This window comes from Nocardioides psychrotolerans (assembly GCF_943371775.1).
GTDB classification, from domain to species: Bacteria; Actinomycetota; Actinomycetes; order Propionibacteriales; family Nocardioidaceae; genus Nocardioides; species Nocardioides psychrotolerans_A.
Genome location: NZ_CALRWD010000065.1, coordinates 13429 through 27150 on the forward strand (window position 1 = coordinate 13429; position 13722 = coordinate 27150).

Below are 13722 nucleotides of genomic sequence, written 5' to 3' on the forward strand. Positions count from 1 at the left end.
CGGCTGGTCACGCCGGGCCGGAGCGGGGCGCGGATCAGGCCGGGAGCTCGAACCACGCGACGGTGCCACCGCCGCGAGCGGCGTCGAGGCCGATGCGGCCGTGGTGCGCCTGGATGACCCGACGGCAGGTCGCGAGACCGATGCCGAACCCCTCGACGGCCTCGGTGGCGCGGGCCAGCGGCTCGAAGACGCGCTCGCGCTCGGCCTCCGGGACCCCGGGACCGTTGTCGGTGATCTCGACGCGCCACACGTTGCCGCGGCGGCGCGAGCTGATCTCGATGCGCGCGGTGCGGTCGGTGGCGCGGAACTTCCCGGCGTTGCTGAGGAGGTTCTGGAGCACCGCCCGCAGCTGCACGGCGTCGCCCTTCACCGTCGGGAGGGTCTCGATGCTGGTCGAGACGCCCTTCAGCGCCACGCCGAGGTCGACGAGCACCTCGGTCAGCACGTCACCGAGGTCGACGTCGCTCACGTTGAGCGTGCCGCCGAGCTTGGCGAAGCCGAGCACGTCGTCGATCAGGGTCGCCATGCGGTCCGAGCCGTTGAGCGCCCGCTCGATCAGCCACTCCGCGTCCTTGACGTTGCCGCCGGCCCGGAGCTGCTCGCGGATCAGCTCCAGCGACATCGTCACGCTCGTCAGCGGCGTCTTGAGGTCGTGGCTCACCTGCCCGGCGAACGACGCCAGCCGGTCGTTGGAGACGCTCAGCTCGTCACGCATCGCCTCCACCTCCGCCAGCGTCGTGGCCAGGAGGCGGCTGCGCAGGGACAGCTCGAGGATGTCGACGACCCGCTCGGCGAGCGTCGCCAGCGCGGCCACCTGGCCCGCGTCCATCGTGCGCGGCTCGGTGTCGAAGACGCACAGGGTGCCGATGCCGACCCCCGCCGGGGTGATCAGCTTGTGGGAGGCGTAGAACCGCACGTTGCCGATCGCCCCGGTGACGAACGGGTTGTTGCTGAAGCGCTCGTCGAGGCTGGCGTCGGCCACCACGATGGGGGTGTCGGCGTCGAGCACGGCCGCGCACATCGAGTCCTCGCGGCGGCAGACCGAGGCGTCGAAGCCGACGGTCGCGACCTGGTGCTGGGCCACGTCGGTGATCAGGTTGATCGTCGCCATCGGCACGTCGCAGATGTTGGCAGCGAGCTCGACCACCGCGAGCAGGTCGCGGCGGGGCGGGCCGTCGAGCACGTCGTAAGCGGCGATGTGGGAGGCACGGCGCTGGTGGTCGGCTGTCATCGTCACGGCCTGATTCTTGCACCCCCCCAAGGTCCCCGCAGGCGTACGACGGCGAGCTGCGGCTCAGAGCCCGGGCGCGCCCCACAGGGCCAACCAGCGGGACTTGTCCTTCTCGACAGGGATCTCGGCGGCGAGGGTCTCCCCCACCTGGAGCTCGAGGAGCGTGTCGCGCCTCTGCCCGGCTCCGGGGGCGAACGGGTAGAACGAGGCCTGCTTGTAGAGGTAGACGAGCGCCACGCGACGACCAGCGGAGTCCTCGAACGGGATCGTCGAGCACAGCAGGGACGGCCCGAAGCCCTCCAGCTCGAGCGTCGTGTTGACCGCGTGGAGGTCGGTGCACAGGCCGCCGGTGTCGTCGGGGTCGCGATGCACGGTCAGCCAGGTGAAGCCGAACTCGTCGCTGCTCACGTCGACCTGGGGTGCGTCGGCGGCGCCGCGGATGAGCTCCAGGACGTCGCTCTGGGTGTCGGCGAAGCCCGCACCCCGGGCCGCCCGGTAGCAGACCGAGCCGGTGCCGGTCGGCATCAGCCCGGCCGCCGTCTGCAGCGTGATGGCGGCGCTCGGCACCAGGAAGAGCGCGTCGAGGTCGGCCTGCTTGGGCCGGGAACGGCCGGTGATCGACTGCCAGAAGCCGGCCATCAGACCGTGGGCCGGCCCAGCTCGGCCTGGATCCGGGCGAGCTGCTCGAGCCGCTGCTCCAGCGAGGGGTGGGTCGAGGAGAGGGTGCGCAGCGAGACGCCGCGGATCGCCGGGGCGATGCACAGGGCACTGGCCGCGCTGACCTGACGCAGGTCGCGCTCGGGGATGGTGTTCATCTCCCCCGTGATCTTCTGCAGGGCCGAGGCCAGGGCGCCGGGGTTCATCGTGAGGTAGGCACCGGCGCGGTCGGCCGACATCTCGCGGTAGCGCGAGAGCAGGCGCAGGAGCACGAAGCTCACGGCGTAGACGACCAGGCTGATGACGAGCACCACGAGCCAGACGGGCAGCCCGTTGTTGTTGTCGCGACGACCGCCGAGGAGGCCGAGGCCGCCGTACTGGGCGCCCTGCGTGAGCATGCCCGCGGCGATGCCGGCCGACGAGGCCACGGTCATCACCAGCACGTCGCGGTGGGCGACGTGGGAGAGCTCGTGGGCCAGCACACCCTCGAGCTCCTCGGCCGTCAGGACCTGGAGGATGCCGGTCGTGACGCACACGACGGCGCGGTCGGGCGAGCGCCCGGTCGCGAAGGCGTTGGGCACGTGGGTGTCGGCGATGCCGACCCGGGGCTTGGGCATGTCGGCCAGGGCGCACAGGCGGTCGATCATCCCGTGCAGCTCCGGGGCCTGCTCGGGCGTGACCTCGCGGGCACCCATCGCCCGCATGGCGATCTTGTCGGAGCGCGACCACTGGTAGACCGCGATGCCGATGCCGGCCAGCCCGATCACGATGCCGAGCCCGCCGCCGACGGCCGACGCGAGGCCGACCACCAGGACGACGAACAGTGCACCGAGCAGGAACATGACGAGCGTCATGCGGGCCGTGAGCCGCTTGTCACCTACGAACCGAGAGCGAGCCATGCGTCCAGTCTCCCCGGTCTTCCCAAGGGTTTGCTGAGCCCGCGCGTCAGCGGGGCGTCTCGCCCTCGGTCTCGGTGCGGGGCTCACCCACGACGTCGCTGGGCGGGGTGTAGCCCGGGGCGATCGCCTCGGGGGCGGCAGGGGCCGAGAGGCCCTTGAGGCGGGCGAGCTCGGTCTCCACGTCGGCCTGGGAGCTCATGGCCTCGAGCTCTCGGGCGATGTCGTCGCCGGCATTGATCGACGAGGCGTCGTCCAGAGCACCGGAGGCGATGAGCTCGTCGATGGCGCCGGCCCGGGCCTGCATCTGCGCCGTCTTGTCCTCGGCGCGCTGGATCGCCTGGCCCACGTCGCCCATCTCGTCGCCGATGCCGGACATCGCCTCGTTGATGCGCGTCTGAGCCTCGGCGGCGGTGTAGGTCGCCTTGATCGTCTCCTTGCGGGTGCGGAAGGACTCGACCTTCGCCTGCAGGCGCTGCTGGGCGAGGGTGAGCTTCTCCTCCTCCGCCTGGAGGTTGGCGTGCTGGGTCTTCAGGTCGGTGATCTGGCCCTGGAGACCGGACTTGCGGGTCAGCGCCTCGCGGGCGAGGTCCTCGCGGTCCATCTTCAGCGCCTTCTCGGCCTGGTCGGTGTACTTGGCCGCCTGCTGCTCGAGCTGGGCGACCTGAAGCTCCACGCGCTTGCGGCTGGTGGCGACGTCGGCCACGCCCCGGCGTACCTTGGAGAGCAGGTCGAGCTGGCGCTGGTAGCTGTAGTCGAGGGTCTCGCGAGGGTCCTCGGCGCGGTCGAGTGCCTTGTGGGCCTTCGACCGGAAGATCAGGCTGATGCGCTTCATCATGCTCATCGGGTGGGGTCCCTCTCGGATGGTCCTGCGTGCTGCGTGGTCTCACTTCAGCCTACGGCGCCACCGATGCGCTCCGCGACCACGCGGGTAGTCTGGGGGCGTCGGATCACGCGTCCGCCGCACCTCCGCCCCTGCCAGCCCCGACTCCCGAAGGCCTGTCCCGTTGTTTGGTCGTAGCAAGTCCGAGACCCCCGCCGTCGACACCACCACGGTCAAGCCCGGTGGCAAGGGTCGCCCCACGCCCACGCGCAAGGAGGCCGAGGCCGCGGCACGTGCCAAGGCCAAGGTGCCGCGCACCCGCAAGGAGATCGCCGCCGCGCAGCGCTCGTCGCGTGTCGAGTCGAGCCAGAAGGTCCGTGCGGCGATGAAGTCCGGCGACGAGCGCTACTTCATGGCCCGCGACAAGGGGCCGATGCGCCGCTTCGTCCGCGACTACGTCGACGCCCGCTTCTCCATCGTGGAGCTGATGATCCCGCTGCTGATCGTGACGATGGTGCTGGGCTATTCCGGCAACCCCGACCTCGCCAGCATGGGCAACACGATCCTCCTCGGCACTCTGCTCCTGGTCATCTTCGACGTCTTCCTGATGCGTCGGCGGATGAAGAAGGAGCTCGAGCGCCGATTCCCCGGCGAGAGCACCAAGGGCATCGCCTACTACTCCATCACCCGCTCGATGCAGATGAAGTTCATGCGGATGCCCAAGGCCCAGGTCAAGATCGGCCAGGAGCTGCCCGAGCACTACCGGTGACGGGCACCCGGTGACCGGCCAGGCGGCCGGTCTGCTGACCGGTGCGCTGGCCGCCGTCCTCTTCGGCCTGGCGGCCGTCGCCCAGGCCCGCGCCGTACGACGGGGCGCGCAGCGCCCGAGCCGGCTCACCGACTTCGTGACGCACTCCGTCCGCGACCCGCTGACCATGCTGGTCGTGCTGGCCTACCTCGGCGGCTTCGTGCTGCACGCGGTCTCGATCTACCTGGTGCCGCTCTACCTCGCGCAGGTGCTGATCTCGCTGTCGTTGCCGATCACGGCGCTGGCCTCGCGCCGCGTCGACGAGGACCTGGCGCCGGGTGACTGGGCCGGCGTGCTGGCGGTGACCGCGGGCCTGGTGCTCGTCGCGCTCGGTGCCGGCGAGCCCGGCGACGTGGTGACGACCTGGACCCTCGCGCTCCCCCTGGCCGGCGGCGTCGTGGTGCTGGCCCTCGTCGGGCTGGTCGGGAGCGGCTGGGCCGGGCCGGTGCTCGGAGCCGCAGCGGGCCTGGGCTACGCCGGCTCCGCGCTCGCGGTGCGCGGGGTCGGGCTGCCGCTCGAGGCGGCCGTCGTGGTCGCGGCGCTCGCCGTGCCCGTCTTCGGGCTGCTGTCGTTCTGGCTCTACTCCCTGGGCATGCACGCCGACGCGGTGACGGCCACGACCGCCCCGCTGATCGTCGGTCAGACCGCGGTGCCCGCCCTGCTCGGCGTGTGGCTGCTCGGGGACCAGGTCCGGGACGGCTGGACCGCGAGCGTGGTCGTCGGACTCACGCTCGCGGTCGCAGGAGCCGTCTGGGTCAGCCGAAGTCGCGGCGCGACGGCGACTGCGTCTTAGCCGGGTCCCGCTCGGCCACGTCGCCGACGACGCCGTCGATAGCGGTCATCGTCGCCTCGTCGAGCTTCACGCCGGCCGCCTTGACGTTCTCCGTCACCTGCTCGGGCCGACTGGCACCGATGATGGCCGAGGACACGTTGGGGTTCTGCAGGACCCACGCCACGGCGAGCTGGGCCAGGCTGAGGCCGGCCTCGTCCGCGATCGGCTGGAGGCGCTGCACCCGCTCGAGCACGTCGTCCTTCATCCAGCGCGAGATCATGTCGGAGCCACCCTTGGCGTCGGTCGCCCGCGACCCGGCCGGCGGCTGCTCGCCCGGCTTGTACTTGCCGGTCAGCACGCCCTGCGCGATCGGCGACCAGACGACCTGGCCCAGGCCGAGCTCCTCGCTGGTGGGCACGACCTCGGCCTCGATGACGCGCCAGAGCATGTTGTACTGCGGCTGGTTGGAGACCAGCGGGATCCTGAGCTCGCGGGCGAGCGCGTGGGCCGCGCGGATCTCCTCGGCGCGCCACTCCGAGACACCGATGTAGAGCGCCTTGCCCGAGCGGACGACGTCGGCGAAGGCCTCCATCGTCTCCTCGAGCGGCGTCTCGTGGTCGTAGCGGTGGGCCTGGTAGAGGTCGACGTGGTCGGTCCCGAGCCGCGTCAGGGAGCCGTCGATGGCCTCGAGGATGTGCTTGCGGGACAGGCCGTGGTCGTTGTGCTTGCCGGGGCCGGTGGGCCAGTAGACCTTGGTGAAGATCTCCAGGCCCTCGCGCCGCTCGCCCTTGAGCGCCTTGCCGAGCACCGTCTCGGCGGCGGTGTTGGCATAGACGTCGGCGGTGTCGAAGGTGGTGATGCCCTCGTCGAGGGCCTGCCGCACGCAGGCCAACGCGGCGTCCTCCTCGACCTGGGAGCCGTGGGTCAGCCAGTTGCCGTAGGAGATGGCCGAGATCTTGAGGCCGCTGGCCCCGAGGTTGCGAATTTCCATGCTTCCGACCCTAGGCGCCGGGCCAAGCCGCGTCGCGGGTGGCGCCGAGGCAAGAGCCCATGTCCGATCGCCGAGTCGCCGCAAGGTTGCAGTGCAACAGCGCGCCGACTCGGCAGTGCCTACGGTGCTGCCTGCCGTGCTGCCCACGGCCTGCCCGATGCCGCCCCCGCGGCGGGTGCCAAGATGCACGGGTGAGCAGCCCGACCGCCGACGTGTCCGTGCGCATCGCCTGGGCCGACGACGCCGCGGCGATCGCCGCCCTCCAGCTGCGCACCTGGCGCACGACCTACGCCGACCTCCTCCCGCCCGAGGCCCTGCCCGACGACGTCGACGCCGCAGCCGCGGCGTGGGCGGCGTCGCTGCGCAAGCCGCAGGACGCCCGCAACCGGGTGCTCGTCGCACTGGAGCGCAACCGGGTCGTGGGCTTCGCGATGACCGGCCCCGGTGCGGACCCCGACTGCGACCCTGTGGCCGACGCCGAGGTCCAGGAGTTGACGATCGATCCCACCGAGCGGGGCAAGGGCCACGGGTCGCGCCTGCTCCAGGCGGCGATCGACACGATGGTGGCCGACAAGTTCACCCGTGCCGTGCTGTGGACCATCGCCAGCGACGACGCCACGCGCGTGTTCCTCAGCGAGGCCGGCTGGGCGCCCGACGGCGCCCACCGCGGGCTCGACCTGGACGGGACCGGAGCGACGGTCGTCAAGCAGGTCCGCCTGCACACCGCCTTCTCATGAGCGAGGGGGCCGCCGCCCCGGACGACGTGCCCCCCGAGGACCGACGCTCGATCGCGCGCGACAGCCTCGCCGTCGGCCTGGCCACGGGCACCTACGGCGTCTCCTTCGGCGCCGTGTCGGTCTCCTCGGGTCTCGACGTGCTCCAGACGTGCGTGCTGTCGCTGCTGATGTTCACCGGCGCGTCCCAGTTCGCGATGGTCGGCGTCATCGCCTCCGGTGGCGCTCCCCTGTCGGGGGCCCTGACCGCGCTGCTCCTCGGCACCCGCAACACCCTCTACGGGCTGCGTCTCGCGCCCCTGCTGGCGTGGACCGGACGGCGTCGCGTCGGCGCGGCCCACCTGCTCATCGACGAGTCGACCGCGATGGCCGTGACCCGTCGTACGACGGCGGGGGCGCGGGTCGGCTTCCTCACCACCGGCGGCTCGATCTTCGTCCTGTGGAACCTCTTCACCCTGCTCGGCGCGATCGGCGGCACGGCGATCGGCGACCCGCGCACCTACGGGCTGGACGCGGCCGTGGGAGCCGCCTTCCTGGCGTTGCTGTGGCCGCGTCTCCAGCAGCGGCGCACGGTGCTCGTGGCGCTGCTCGCCGCGGCCGTCGCGCTGGGCATGGTCCCGGTGACCGCGGCCGGCATCCCGGTGCTGGTCGCCGGCGGCGTCGTGCTGCTGGTGGGCCTGCTCGCGCGACCGGACGAACCGGACAGACCGGACGGGGCCGCGCGATGACGTGGGTGGCGATCGTGGTGGCCGGCGTCGGCTGCTACCTGCTCAAGCTCGCCGGGCTCTCGGTCCCGGCCCGGGTGCTCGAGCGTCCTGTCGTGGCGCGGGTGGCCGACCTGATCCCGGTCGGGCTGCTGGCCGCTCTCGTGGCGATCCAGGTCTTCACGACCGGGCAGGCGCTGGTGCTCGACGCGCGGGCCCTGGCCCTCGGCGTCGCCGTGGTGCTGCTGGCACTGCGCGCGCCGTTCCTGGTCGTGGTCTTCGGCGCGGCCGCGGTCGCGGCGCTGGTGCGCCTGGTCTGAGCACCTGGTCTGAGCGCCTGTGCGGCACAGGGTGCGGACGCAGGACGGGGCCCGCGCCGGTTCCGTCCGGCGCGGGCCCCTTCCCCCAGCGAGGAGAGCTGTCAGGCGACGCTGACGGCGCTCCACGCCGCAGCCACCGTGGTGTGCTGCGTGCTGCCGCTGCCGAACAGGTCCGCGGCCGCGCTGAGCGTGGCGGTGCGGGCCTGCGCGTAGGTGGTGCCGGAGGTCATGTAGACGTCCAGGGCGCGGAACCAGATCTTCTGGGCCGCGTCGCGGCCGATGCCGGTGATGGTCGAGCCGTTGCACGTGCTCGAGCTGTGGGCGGTGCCGCCGATCGTCTTGGCGCCCGAGCCCTCGGCCAGCAGGTAGAAGAAGTGGTTGGCGACGCCCGAGGAGTAGTGGACGTCGAGGTTCTTCGTGTTGGCGCTGTAGCAGTTGGGCGAGCTGCCGTCGGCGATCGGGTTGTCCATGCGACGGAAGCCCTTGCCCGCGGCCAGGTCGAACTCCTCGCCGATGAGGTAGTCGGCCGGGTCGTTCGCATTGGCGGCGTAGAACTCCACCATCGTGCCGAAGATGTCGGAGGTGGCCTCGTTGAGCCCACCGGACTCACCGGAGTAGGTCAGGTTGGCGGTGTTCTCGGTGACCCCGTGGCTCATCTCGTGACCGGACACGTCGAGGGAGACCAACGGACCGAACGTCGTGCCGTTGCCGTCGCCGTAGGTCATCTTGGTGCCGTCCCAGAACGCGTTGACGTAGTTGCGGCCGTAGTGGACGCGGCTCGGAGCACCGGTGCCGTTGCCGAAGATGCCGTTGCGACCGTGCACGAGCTTGAAGTAGTCGAACGTCACCGCTCCGCCGTAGTGGGCGTCGACAGCGGCCGACTCGCGGTTGGCGTTGGTGCCGCTGCCGAAGGACGTGTCGGGGCTGGAGAACGCCACGCCGTTGCTGCAGGAGCCGAGCAGGCCGCAGATGGGCGAGTCGGTCTTGTTCTGCATGTCGGTGGTCTTGGCGTTGCCGTGGGCGGCGTCGGTCAGCGTGTAGGTCGACCCCGACTGGGTGATGCTGATCGGGACGGTGCCGCTGTAGAGCGACTGACCGGAGCCGTCGGCGGTGTGGATCTGCTCCTCGCGGCGGATGACCTGGCCGGTCTTCGCGTCGACGTAGGTCGCGAGCCGGCTCGGCGTCCCGTCGCTCTGACGTCCCAGCGTCATGACCTCCCACGCGAGGCGCGGGGCGTCGGTCACGGCGTCGACGACGAGGCGCGGGGCGCGGTCGGCGGCCCGGAGACCGACGATCGTCGCCGTGGCCTTGGCCGGGCTCAGCGCCTCGGTGCGGGCGGCGGTCCGGGCGACCGAGGGTGCGGTGGAGAGCGTCAGCGGCGTCGTCAGCGTCTGGCTGACCCCGCGCCACCCGGCCTCGGGGCCGCGGTGCACGACGAGGTCGCCGCCGAGGACGTCGAGTCCGTCGATCGTGCGCTGGAGCCGGACGTGGGTGCTGCCGTCGGCGTCGACGATCGTGTCGACCTCGACGAACTCCTGCTCGGCCGCAGGAAGCGCAGCACGCGGGTGCTGCTGGAGGGCCTGGAGCGCGCCGGCGACCACGTCGGGCCGGCGGTCGGACGAGCCAGGGGCGCTCGTGGCGGAGGTCGCCTGGACACCGAGGGTGCCTGCTGCCAGGACGGCGGCGGTGGCGAGACCGAGAGTCTTACGCATGCTGTGCCTCTCAACGTGGACGTTCCCAAGTGAACGTCTGTGCTCCCACAGTGGCCCCTGCGCACGCGTGCGCGCACCGGTCGAGGGCCTGCGAGTCGCTGCACTGCACGAACTTGCAGAAGTGAGCCGCGGGTCAGTCCAGGTCGAGCAGGTGCTCCAGGCCGACGGTCAGACCGGGGTGGGCGGCTATCTGGCGCACCCCGGTGAGGACGCCGGGGGTGAACGAGGCGCGGTCCATGGAGTCGTGGCGGATCGTGAGGGTCTCCCCCACCCCGCCGAGGATGACCTCCTGGTGGGCGACCATGCCGCGGATCCGCAGGCCGTGGACCCGGATCCCGTCGACGTCGGCTCCGCGGGCGCCCTCGAGCCCCGTGGAGGTGGCGTCGGGCGGCGGGGACATGCCGGCCTCGCGGCGGGCGGCCGCGATGAGCTCCGCCGTACGACGTGCGGTGCCGGAGGGTGCGTCGGCCTTGTCGGGGTGGTGGAGCTCCACGACCTCGACGGACTCGTAGAAGCGGGCGGCCTGCGCGGCGAAGCGCATCATCAAGATGGCGCCGATCGAGAAGTTGGGCGCGATCAGCACGCCCACGTCGGGGGCTGCGGCGAGCCGGTCGCGCAGGACCGCGAGCCGCGCCTCGTCGAAGCCGGTGGTGCCGACCACGGCGTGGATGCCGTGCTCGATGCAGAACGCGAGGTTGTCCATGACGACGTCGGGGTGGGTGAAGTCCACGACCACCTGGGCCCCGGCCTCGACGAGGGCCTCGATCGGGTCGCCCTGGTCGACCTGGGCGACGAGCGCGAGCCCCTCGGCCTCCTCGACCGCGCGACACACCTCGGCGCCGACCTTGCCCCGCGCGCCCAGCACGCCCACCTTGATCCGCTCAGCCACGTGACCAACTTAGCGGTCCACCTGCATGGCGTTCTCAGCGCGGCAGGGTCCGTTTCTGGCAGTCTGGTGACATGCCGGTGAACACCATCCCGTCGCGGATTCGCTGGGCCGTCGACTTCCTGGACGTCCAGCCCTCTGACCACGTCCTCGAGATCGGCTGCGGCCCGGGTGCCGCGGCCGAGCTGATCTGCGACCGGCTGGAGACGGGCAAGCTCTTCGCGATCGACCGCTCGGAGTCCGGTGTCGACCGCACCAAGCGCCGCAACGCGGCCCATGTCGAGTCCGGTCGCCTCACCGTGCGCCAGATCGACCTGGCGACCCTGCGGGTCCCGGTCAAGCGGCTGCACAAGGTCTTCTCGTTCAACGTCAACCTCTTCTGGGTGCGCGACTGCGCCGACGAGGTCGCGCTGCTGCACGAGCGCGTCCTCCCCGGGGGTGGGGTCTACCTCTTCTACGAGGTCCCGCGCCCCGAGGAGGTGCCGCGCGTCGTCGAGCAGGCCTCCGCCGCGCTGAGCAACGGCGGTTTCCGGGTGTCGGTCGTCGACAACAAGCGTCCCGCCGTCATCGGCATCATCGGTCGTCGATAAGGACTCAGGCTTATCAATCTCGTTCATTAGACTATTTCCTAATGTAGGCTGGCGCTCCCGACAGCCGAGGAGGTCCCGTGCTCGCCGTGCTCACGCTCGACCAGCGGCGCAGCCGCAGCAGCCCCGACCTCGTCGAGGACGCGCTCTCGACCCTCGCACCGCTCGGCGCCCTGCGGGCCTTCGAGCGCACCGCGGGCGACGAGCTGCAGGGCGTCGTGGACGAGCCGGTCGTCCTCGTCCAGGTGGTGGAGCTGTTGCTGCGCCAGGACCGGTGGAACGTCGGGGTGGGCCTCGGCGAGGTCGAGCTTCCCCTGCCCTCCTCCACCCGCGCCGGACGGGGCGCTGCGTTCCTGCGGGCTCGCGAGGCCGTCAGCGCGGCCAAGACCAGCCCGTGGCACCTGCGGGTCGTGGGCGACGAGGGGGCCGGTCCCGCCCGGGCCCTCGAGACGACCTGGTGGTTGTGGGCCGCGATCCTCTCGCGCCGCAGCGCGCGCGGGTGGGAGGTCGCCGACCTCGTCGAGGGCAGCGACGTGTCCTACGAGGAGGCAGGACGACGCCTGGGCATCAGCCAGTCCGCTGTCAGCCAGCGCGCGCAGGCCGCGGGGCTGGTCGAGGGACGGCGCGCCCGCGAGCTGGCGGGCTACCTCGCCGCCCAGCTCCTGACCCCGGTGGGAGCGAGCGCATGACCCCGCTCGACTCGGCCTGGCTGACCGTGGCGCTGCTGGTCGCCGCGATCGTCGCCTCCGGCTGGGGCTGGACCCGCGCCGGTCGGCTGCTGTGGCCGCCGCTGGCCGCCATCCTGCTGGCTGGCGCCCTCGCGGTGGCCGTGCACGGGCGGCTCGGCGCGAGCGAGCAGGCGCTGCACGCCATGGTCGCCACCGCGGCGGCGGTCCTGGCCGTCGCCGGCGGCGGACCGGTCACCTCCTGGGTGTTCGCCTGGATCGACCGCCACGACACGACGGGCGCGCACTCCATGCGCGACGCCGGGTCGGTGCTGCGCGGCGGGGCCTGGATCGGGGGTCTCGAGCGCACCGCCATCGTCGTCAGCCTGCTCGCGGGCTGGCCCGAGGGCGTGGCTCTCGCGCTCGCCCTCAAGGGGCTGGGCCGCTATCCCGAGCTGCGCAACCAGGACAACCCCGGCACGGCCGAGCGCTTCATCATCGGCACCTTCACCAGCGTGCTCTGGGCCGCGGGGTGTGCCGGGGTCGTCCTGCTGCTGCGCGCCTAGCCCGGTCCGACGATCGCGAGGATCTCCGGCTGGGAGAAGATCTCGGCGGCGACCGACGACACCTCGTCGAGGGTGACGGCGTCGATGCGGGCGAGCACGTCGTCGATGCTGAGCAGCTCGTCGTGGACCAGCTCGGACTTGCCCAGCCGCGACATCCGCGAGCCGGAGTCCTCGAGCCCGAGGACCAGTCCCCCACGCAGCTGACCCTTGCCGCGCGCGAGCTCCTCGGCACTGATGCCGTGGGCGGCGACGCGCGACAGCTCGGTGCGCACGGTGGCGAGCACCTCGTCGAGCTTGCTCGGCAGGCAGCCGACCGAGACCCCCACGATGCCGGAGTCGGCGTGGTGGGAGGCGAAGGAGAAGACCGAGTAGGCCAGCCCCCGTCGCTCCCGGACCTCCTGGAAGAGCCGGCTCGAGGTGCCCCCGCCGAGGGCGGTGTTGAGCACGCCGAGCGCGAAGCGGCGTTCGTCACCGCGCGCCATCCCCTTCATGCCGAGCACCAGGTTGACCTGCTCGAAGGGCCGGGTCGCCTCGACGGTGCCGGGCGTGATCCGCGAGCCACGGCCCGACGTACGCGGGGGTGCCGGGACGGCGTCACCGGAGAGGAACCCGTTGCGGCCGAAGGCCCGGCGCACCTGGCGCACCAGCGCGGTGTGGTCCACGCTGCCGGCGACCGCGACCACCATGTTGGCAGCGGTGTAGTGGCGACGGTAGAACCGCCGGATCTGCGTCCGCGTCAACGCCTCGATGGAGAGCACGGTGCCCGCGATGTCACGTCCCAGGGGCGACTCACGCCCCCACGCCTGCTCGGCGAAGAGGTTGTGGACGACGTCGTCGGGGTCGTCGTCGTGCATCGCGATCTCGTCGAGGATGACGTCACGCTCGGCCTCGACGTCCTCGTCGGTGATCGTGCTGTTGGTGATCATGTCGCCGAGCACGTCGACGGCCAGCGGCAGGTCCTCGTCGAGGACCCGCGCGTGGAAGCAGGTGTACTCCTTGGCGGTGAACGCGTTGAACTCACCGCCCACCGCGTCGAGCGCGATGGAGATGTCGAGCGCCGACCGCTCGGTGGTGCCCTTGAAGAGCAGGTGCTCGAGGAAGTGCGAGGCACCGTGGAGCTTGGCGGTCTCGTCGCGCGAGCCCACGCCGACCCAGACGCCGACAGCGGCGGAGCGGGCGCCGGCGATCTGCTCGGTGACGACGCGCAGGCCCCCCGGCAGCACCGTACGACGCACGCGTGAGGTCACCTGTCCGTCACCGTCGCGGACGGTCTGGAGGGTGCGCGTGGAGCCGACCGGCTGAGCCGCCGAGGTGCGGCGGCCGGGGACCCGCACCCCCCGAGAAGGCGTCGACCCGCCCGAGGAGCTCGG

The 13722-nt window shown here is 71.9% G+C and carries 16 protein-coding genes; 8 read left to right on the forward strand and 8 right to left on the reverse strand.

Annotation, left to right across the window (positions count from 1 at the left end; all coding sequences use genetic code 11):
- Positions 1–34: 34 nt before the first annotated feature.
- The 4 genes from AAG827_RS16620 to AAG827_RS16635 all read right to left on the reverse strand — a co-directional run bounded on the left by AAG827_RS16620 (position 35) and on the right by AAG827_RS16635 (position 3628).
- Positions 35–1231: a GAF domain-containing sensor histidine kinase gene (locus AAG827_RS16620; RefSeq protein ID WP_341927304.1), complete on the reverse strand. Its 1197-nt coding sequence runs from the start codon at positions 1229–1231 to the stop codon at positions 35–37.
- Positions 1232–1294: 63 nt separating this feature from the next.
- Positions 1295–1870, reverse strand: coding sequence for a hypothetical protein (locus tag AAG827_RS16625; RefSeq protein ID WP_341927289.1), 576 nt, complete (start codon positions 1868–1870; stop codon positions 1295–1297).
- Entirely contained in the window at positions 1870–2787 is a 918-nt protein-coding gene (htpX, locus tag AAG827_RS16630; protein ID WP_341927290.1) for a zinc metalloprotease HtpX, read from the reverse strand. The genes AAG827_RS16625 and htpX overlap by 1 nt, the downstream gene beginning before the upstream one ends.
- Before the next feature lie 46 nt (positions 2788–2833).
- Entirely contained in the window at positions 2834–3628 is a 795-nt protein-coding gene (locus AAG827_RS16635) for a PspA/IM30 family protein (protein WP_341927291.1), read from the reverse strand.
- Positions 3629–3791: 163 nt separating this feature from the next.
- Between AAG827_RS16635 and AAG827_RS16640 the strand changes: the two genes are divergently transcribed.
- A complete protein-coding gene (locus tag AAG827_RS16640; RefSeq protein WP_341927292.1) occupies positions 3792–4376 on the forward strand; it encodes a DUF3043 domain-containing protein in 585 nt (194 codons plus the stop codon).
- A 10-nt stretch (positions 4377–4386) separates the two neighbouring features.
- On the forward strand, positions 4387–5208 hold the full coding sequence (locus AAG827_RS16645; protein WP_341927293.1) for a hypothetical protein: 822 nt from the start codon (positions 4387–4389) through the stop codon (positions 5206–5208).
- Here AAG827_RS16645 and AAG827_RS16650 read toward each other — a convergent pair.
- On the reverse strand, positions 5171–6178 hold the full coding sequence (locus AAG827_RS16650; protein ID WP_341927294.1) for an aldo/keto reductase family protein: 1008 nt from the start codon (positions 6176–6178) through the stop codon (positions 5171–5173). The two genes, AAG827_RS16645 and AAG827_RS16650, sit on opposite strands and share 38 nt — an antisense overlap.
- A gap of 191 nt (positions 6179–6369) precedes the next feature.
- Here AAG827_RS16650 and AAG827_RS16655 point away from each other — a divergent pair, with 191 nt between their 5' ends.
- From AAG827_RS16655 to AAG827_RS16665, 3 genes are read left to right on the forward strand one after another with little or no spacing between them, the layout of a single operon-like run.
- Positions 6370–6915 (forward strand): GNAT family N-acetyltransferase, encoded by a 546-nt coding sequence (locus AAG827_RS16655; protein ID WP_341927295.1) that lies wholly within the window; start codon positions 6370–6372, stop codon positions 6913–6915.
- Entirely contained in the window at positions 6912–7640 is a 729-nt protein-coding gene (locus AAG827_RS16660) for an AzlC family ABC transporter permease (RefSeq protein ID WP_341927296.1), read from the forward strand. Before AAG827_RS16655 ends, AAG827_RS16660 begins: the two co-directional genes overlap by 4 nt.
- Positions 7637–7936, forward strand: a complete 300-nt coding sequence (locus AAG827_RS16665; RefSeq protein WP_341927297.1) for an AzlD domain-containing protein — start codon at positions 7637–7639, stop codon at positions 7934–7936. The genes AAG827_RS16660 and AAG827_RS16665 overlap by 4 nt, the downstream gene beginning before the upstream one ends.
- Before the next feature lie 101 nt (positions 7937–8037).
- Here the strand turns inward: AAG827_RS16665 and AAG827_RS16670 are convergent, their stop codons facing one another.
- Together AAG827_RS16670 and dapB are read right to left on the reverse strand one after the other, a co-directional pair.
- The gene (locus AAG827_RS16670) at positions 8038–9648 is read right to left on the reverse strand and encodes a M4 family metallopeptidase (protein ID WP_341927298.1); all 1611 of its coding nucleotides are present in this window, start codon (positions 9646–9648) and stop codon (positions 8038–8040) included.
- A gap of 133 nt (positions 9649–9781) precedes the next feature.
- Positions 9782–10537 (reverse strand): 4-hydroxy-tetrahydrodipicolinate reductase, encoded by a 756-nt coding sequence (gene dapB, locus AAG827_RS16675; protein WP_341927299.1) that lies wholly within the window; start codon positions 10535–10537, stop codon positions 9782–9784.
- Between the two features lie 71 nt (positions 10538–10608).
- Here dapB and AAG827_RS16680 point away from each other — a divergent pair, with 71 nt between their 5' ends.
- The 3 genes from AAG827_RS16680 (at position 10609) to AAG827_RS16690 (ending at position 12352) form a co-directional block, all read left to right on the forward strand.
- A complete protein-coding gene (locus AAG827_RS16680) occupies positions 10609–11124 on the forward strand; it encodes a class I SAM-dependent methyltransferase (protein ID WP_341927300.1) in 516 nt (171 codons plus the stop codon).
- A 77-nt stretch (positions 11125–11201) separates the two neighbouring features.
- A complete protein-coding gene (locus AAG827_RS16685; RefSeq protein WP_341927301.1) occupies positions 11202–11810 on the forward strand; it encodes a transposase in 609 nt (202 codons plus the stop codon).
- Positions 11807–12352 carry a hypothetical protein gene (locus AAG827_RS16690; RefSeq protein WP_341927302.1) on the forward strand — a complete coding sequence of 182 codons (546 nt, stop codon included), beginning with the start codon at positions 11807–11809 and terminating at the stop codon, positions 12350–12352. The genes AAG827_RS16685 and AAG827_RS16690 overlap by 4 nt, the downstream gene beginning before the upstream one ends.
- Here AAG827_RS16690 and AAG827_RS16695 read toward each other — a convergent pair.
- The gene (locus AAG827_RS16695; protein ID WP_341927305.1) at positions 12349–13686 is read right to left on the reverse strand and encodes a pitrilysin family protein; all 1338 of its coding nucleotides are present in this window, start codon (positions 13684–13686) and stop codon (positions 12349–12351) included. The genes AAG827_RS16690 and AAG827_RS16695 overlap by 4 nt on opposite strands.
- Positions 13687–13722 lie beyond the last annotated feature (36 nt).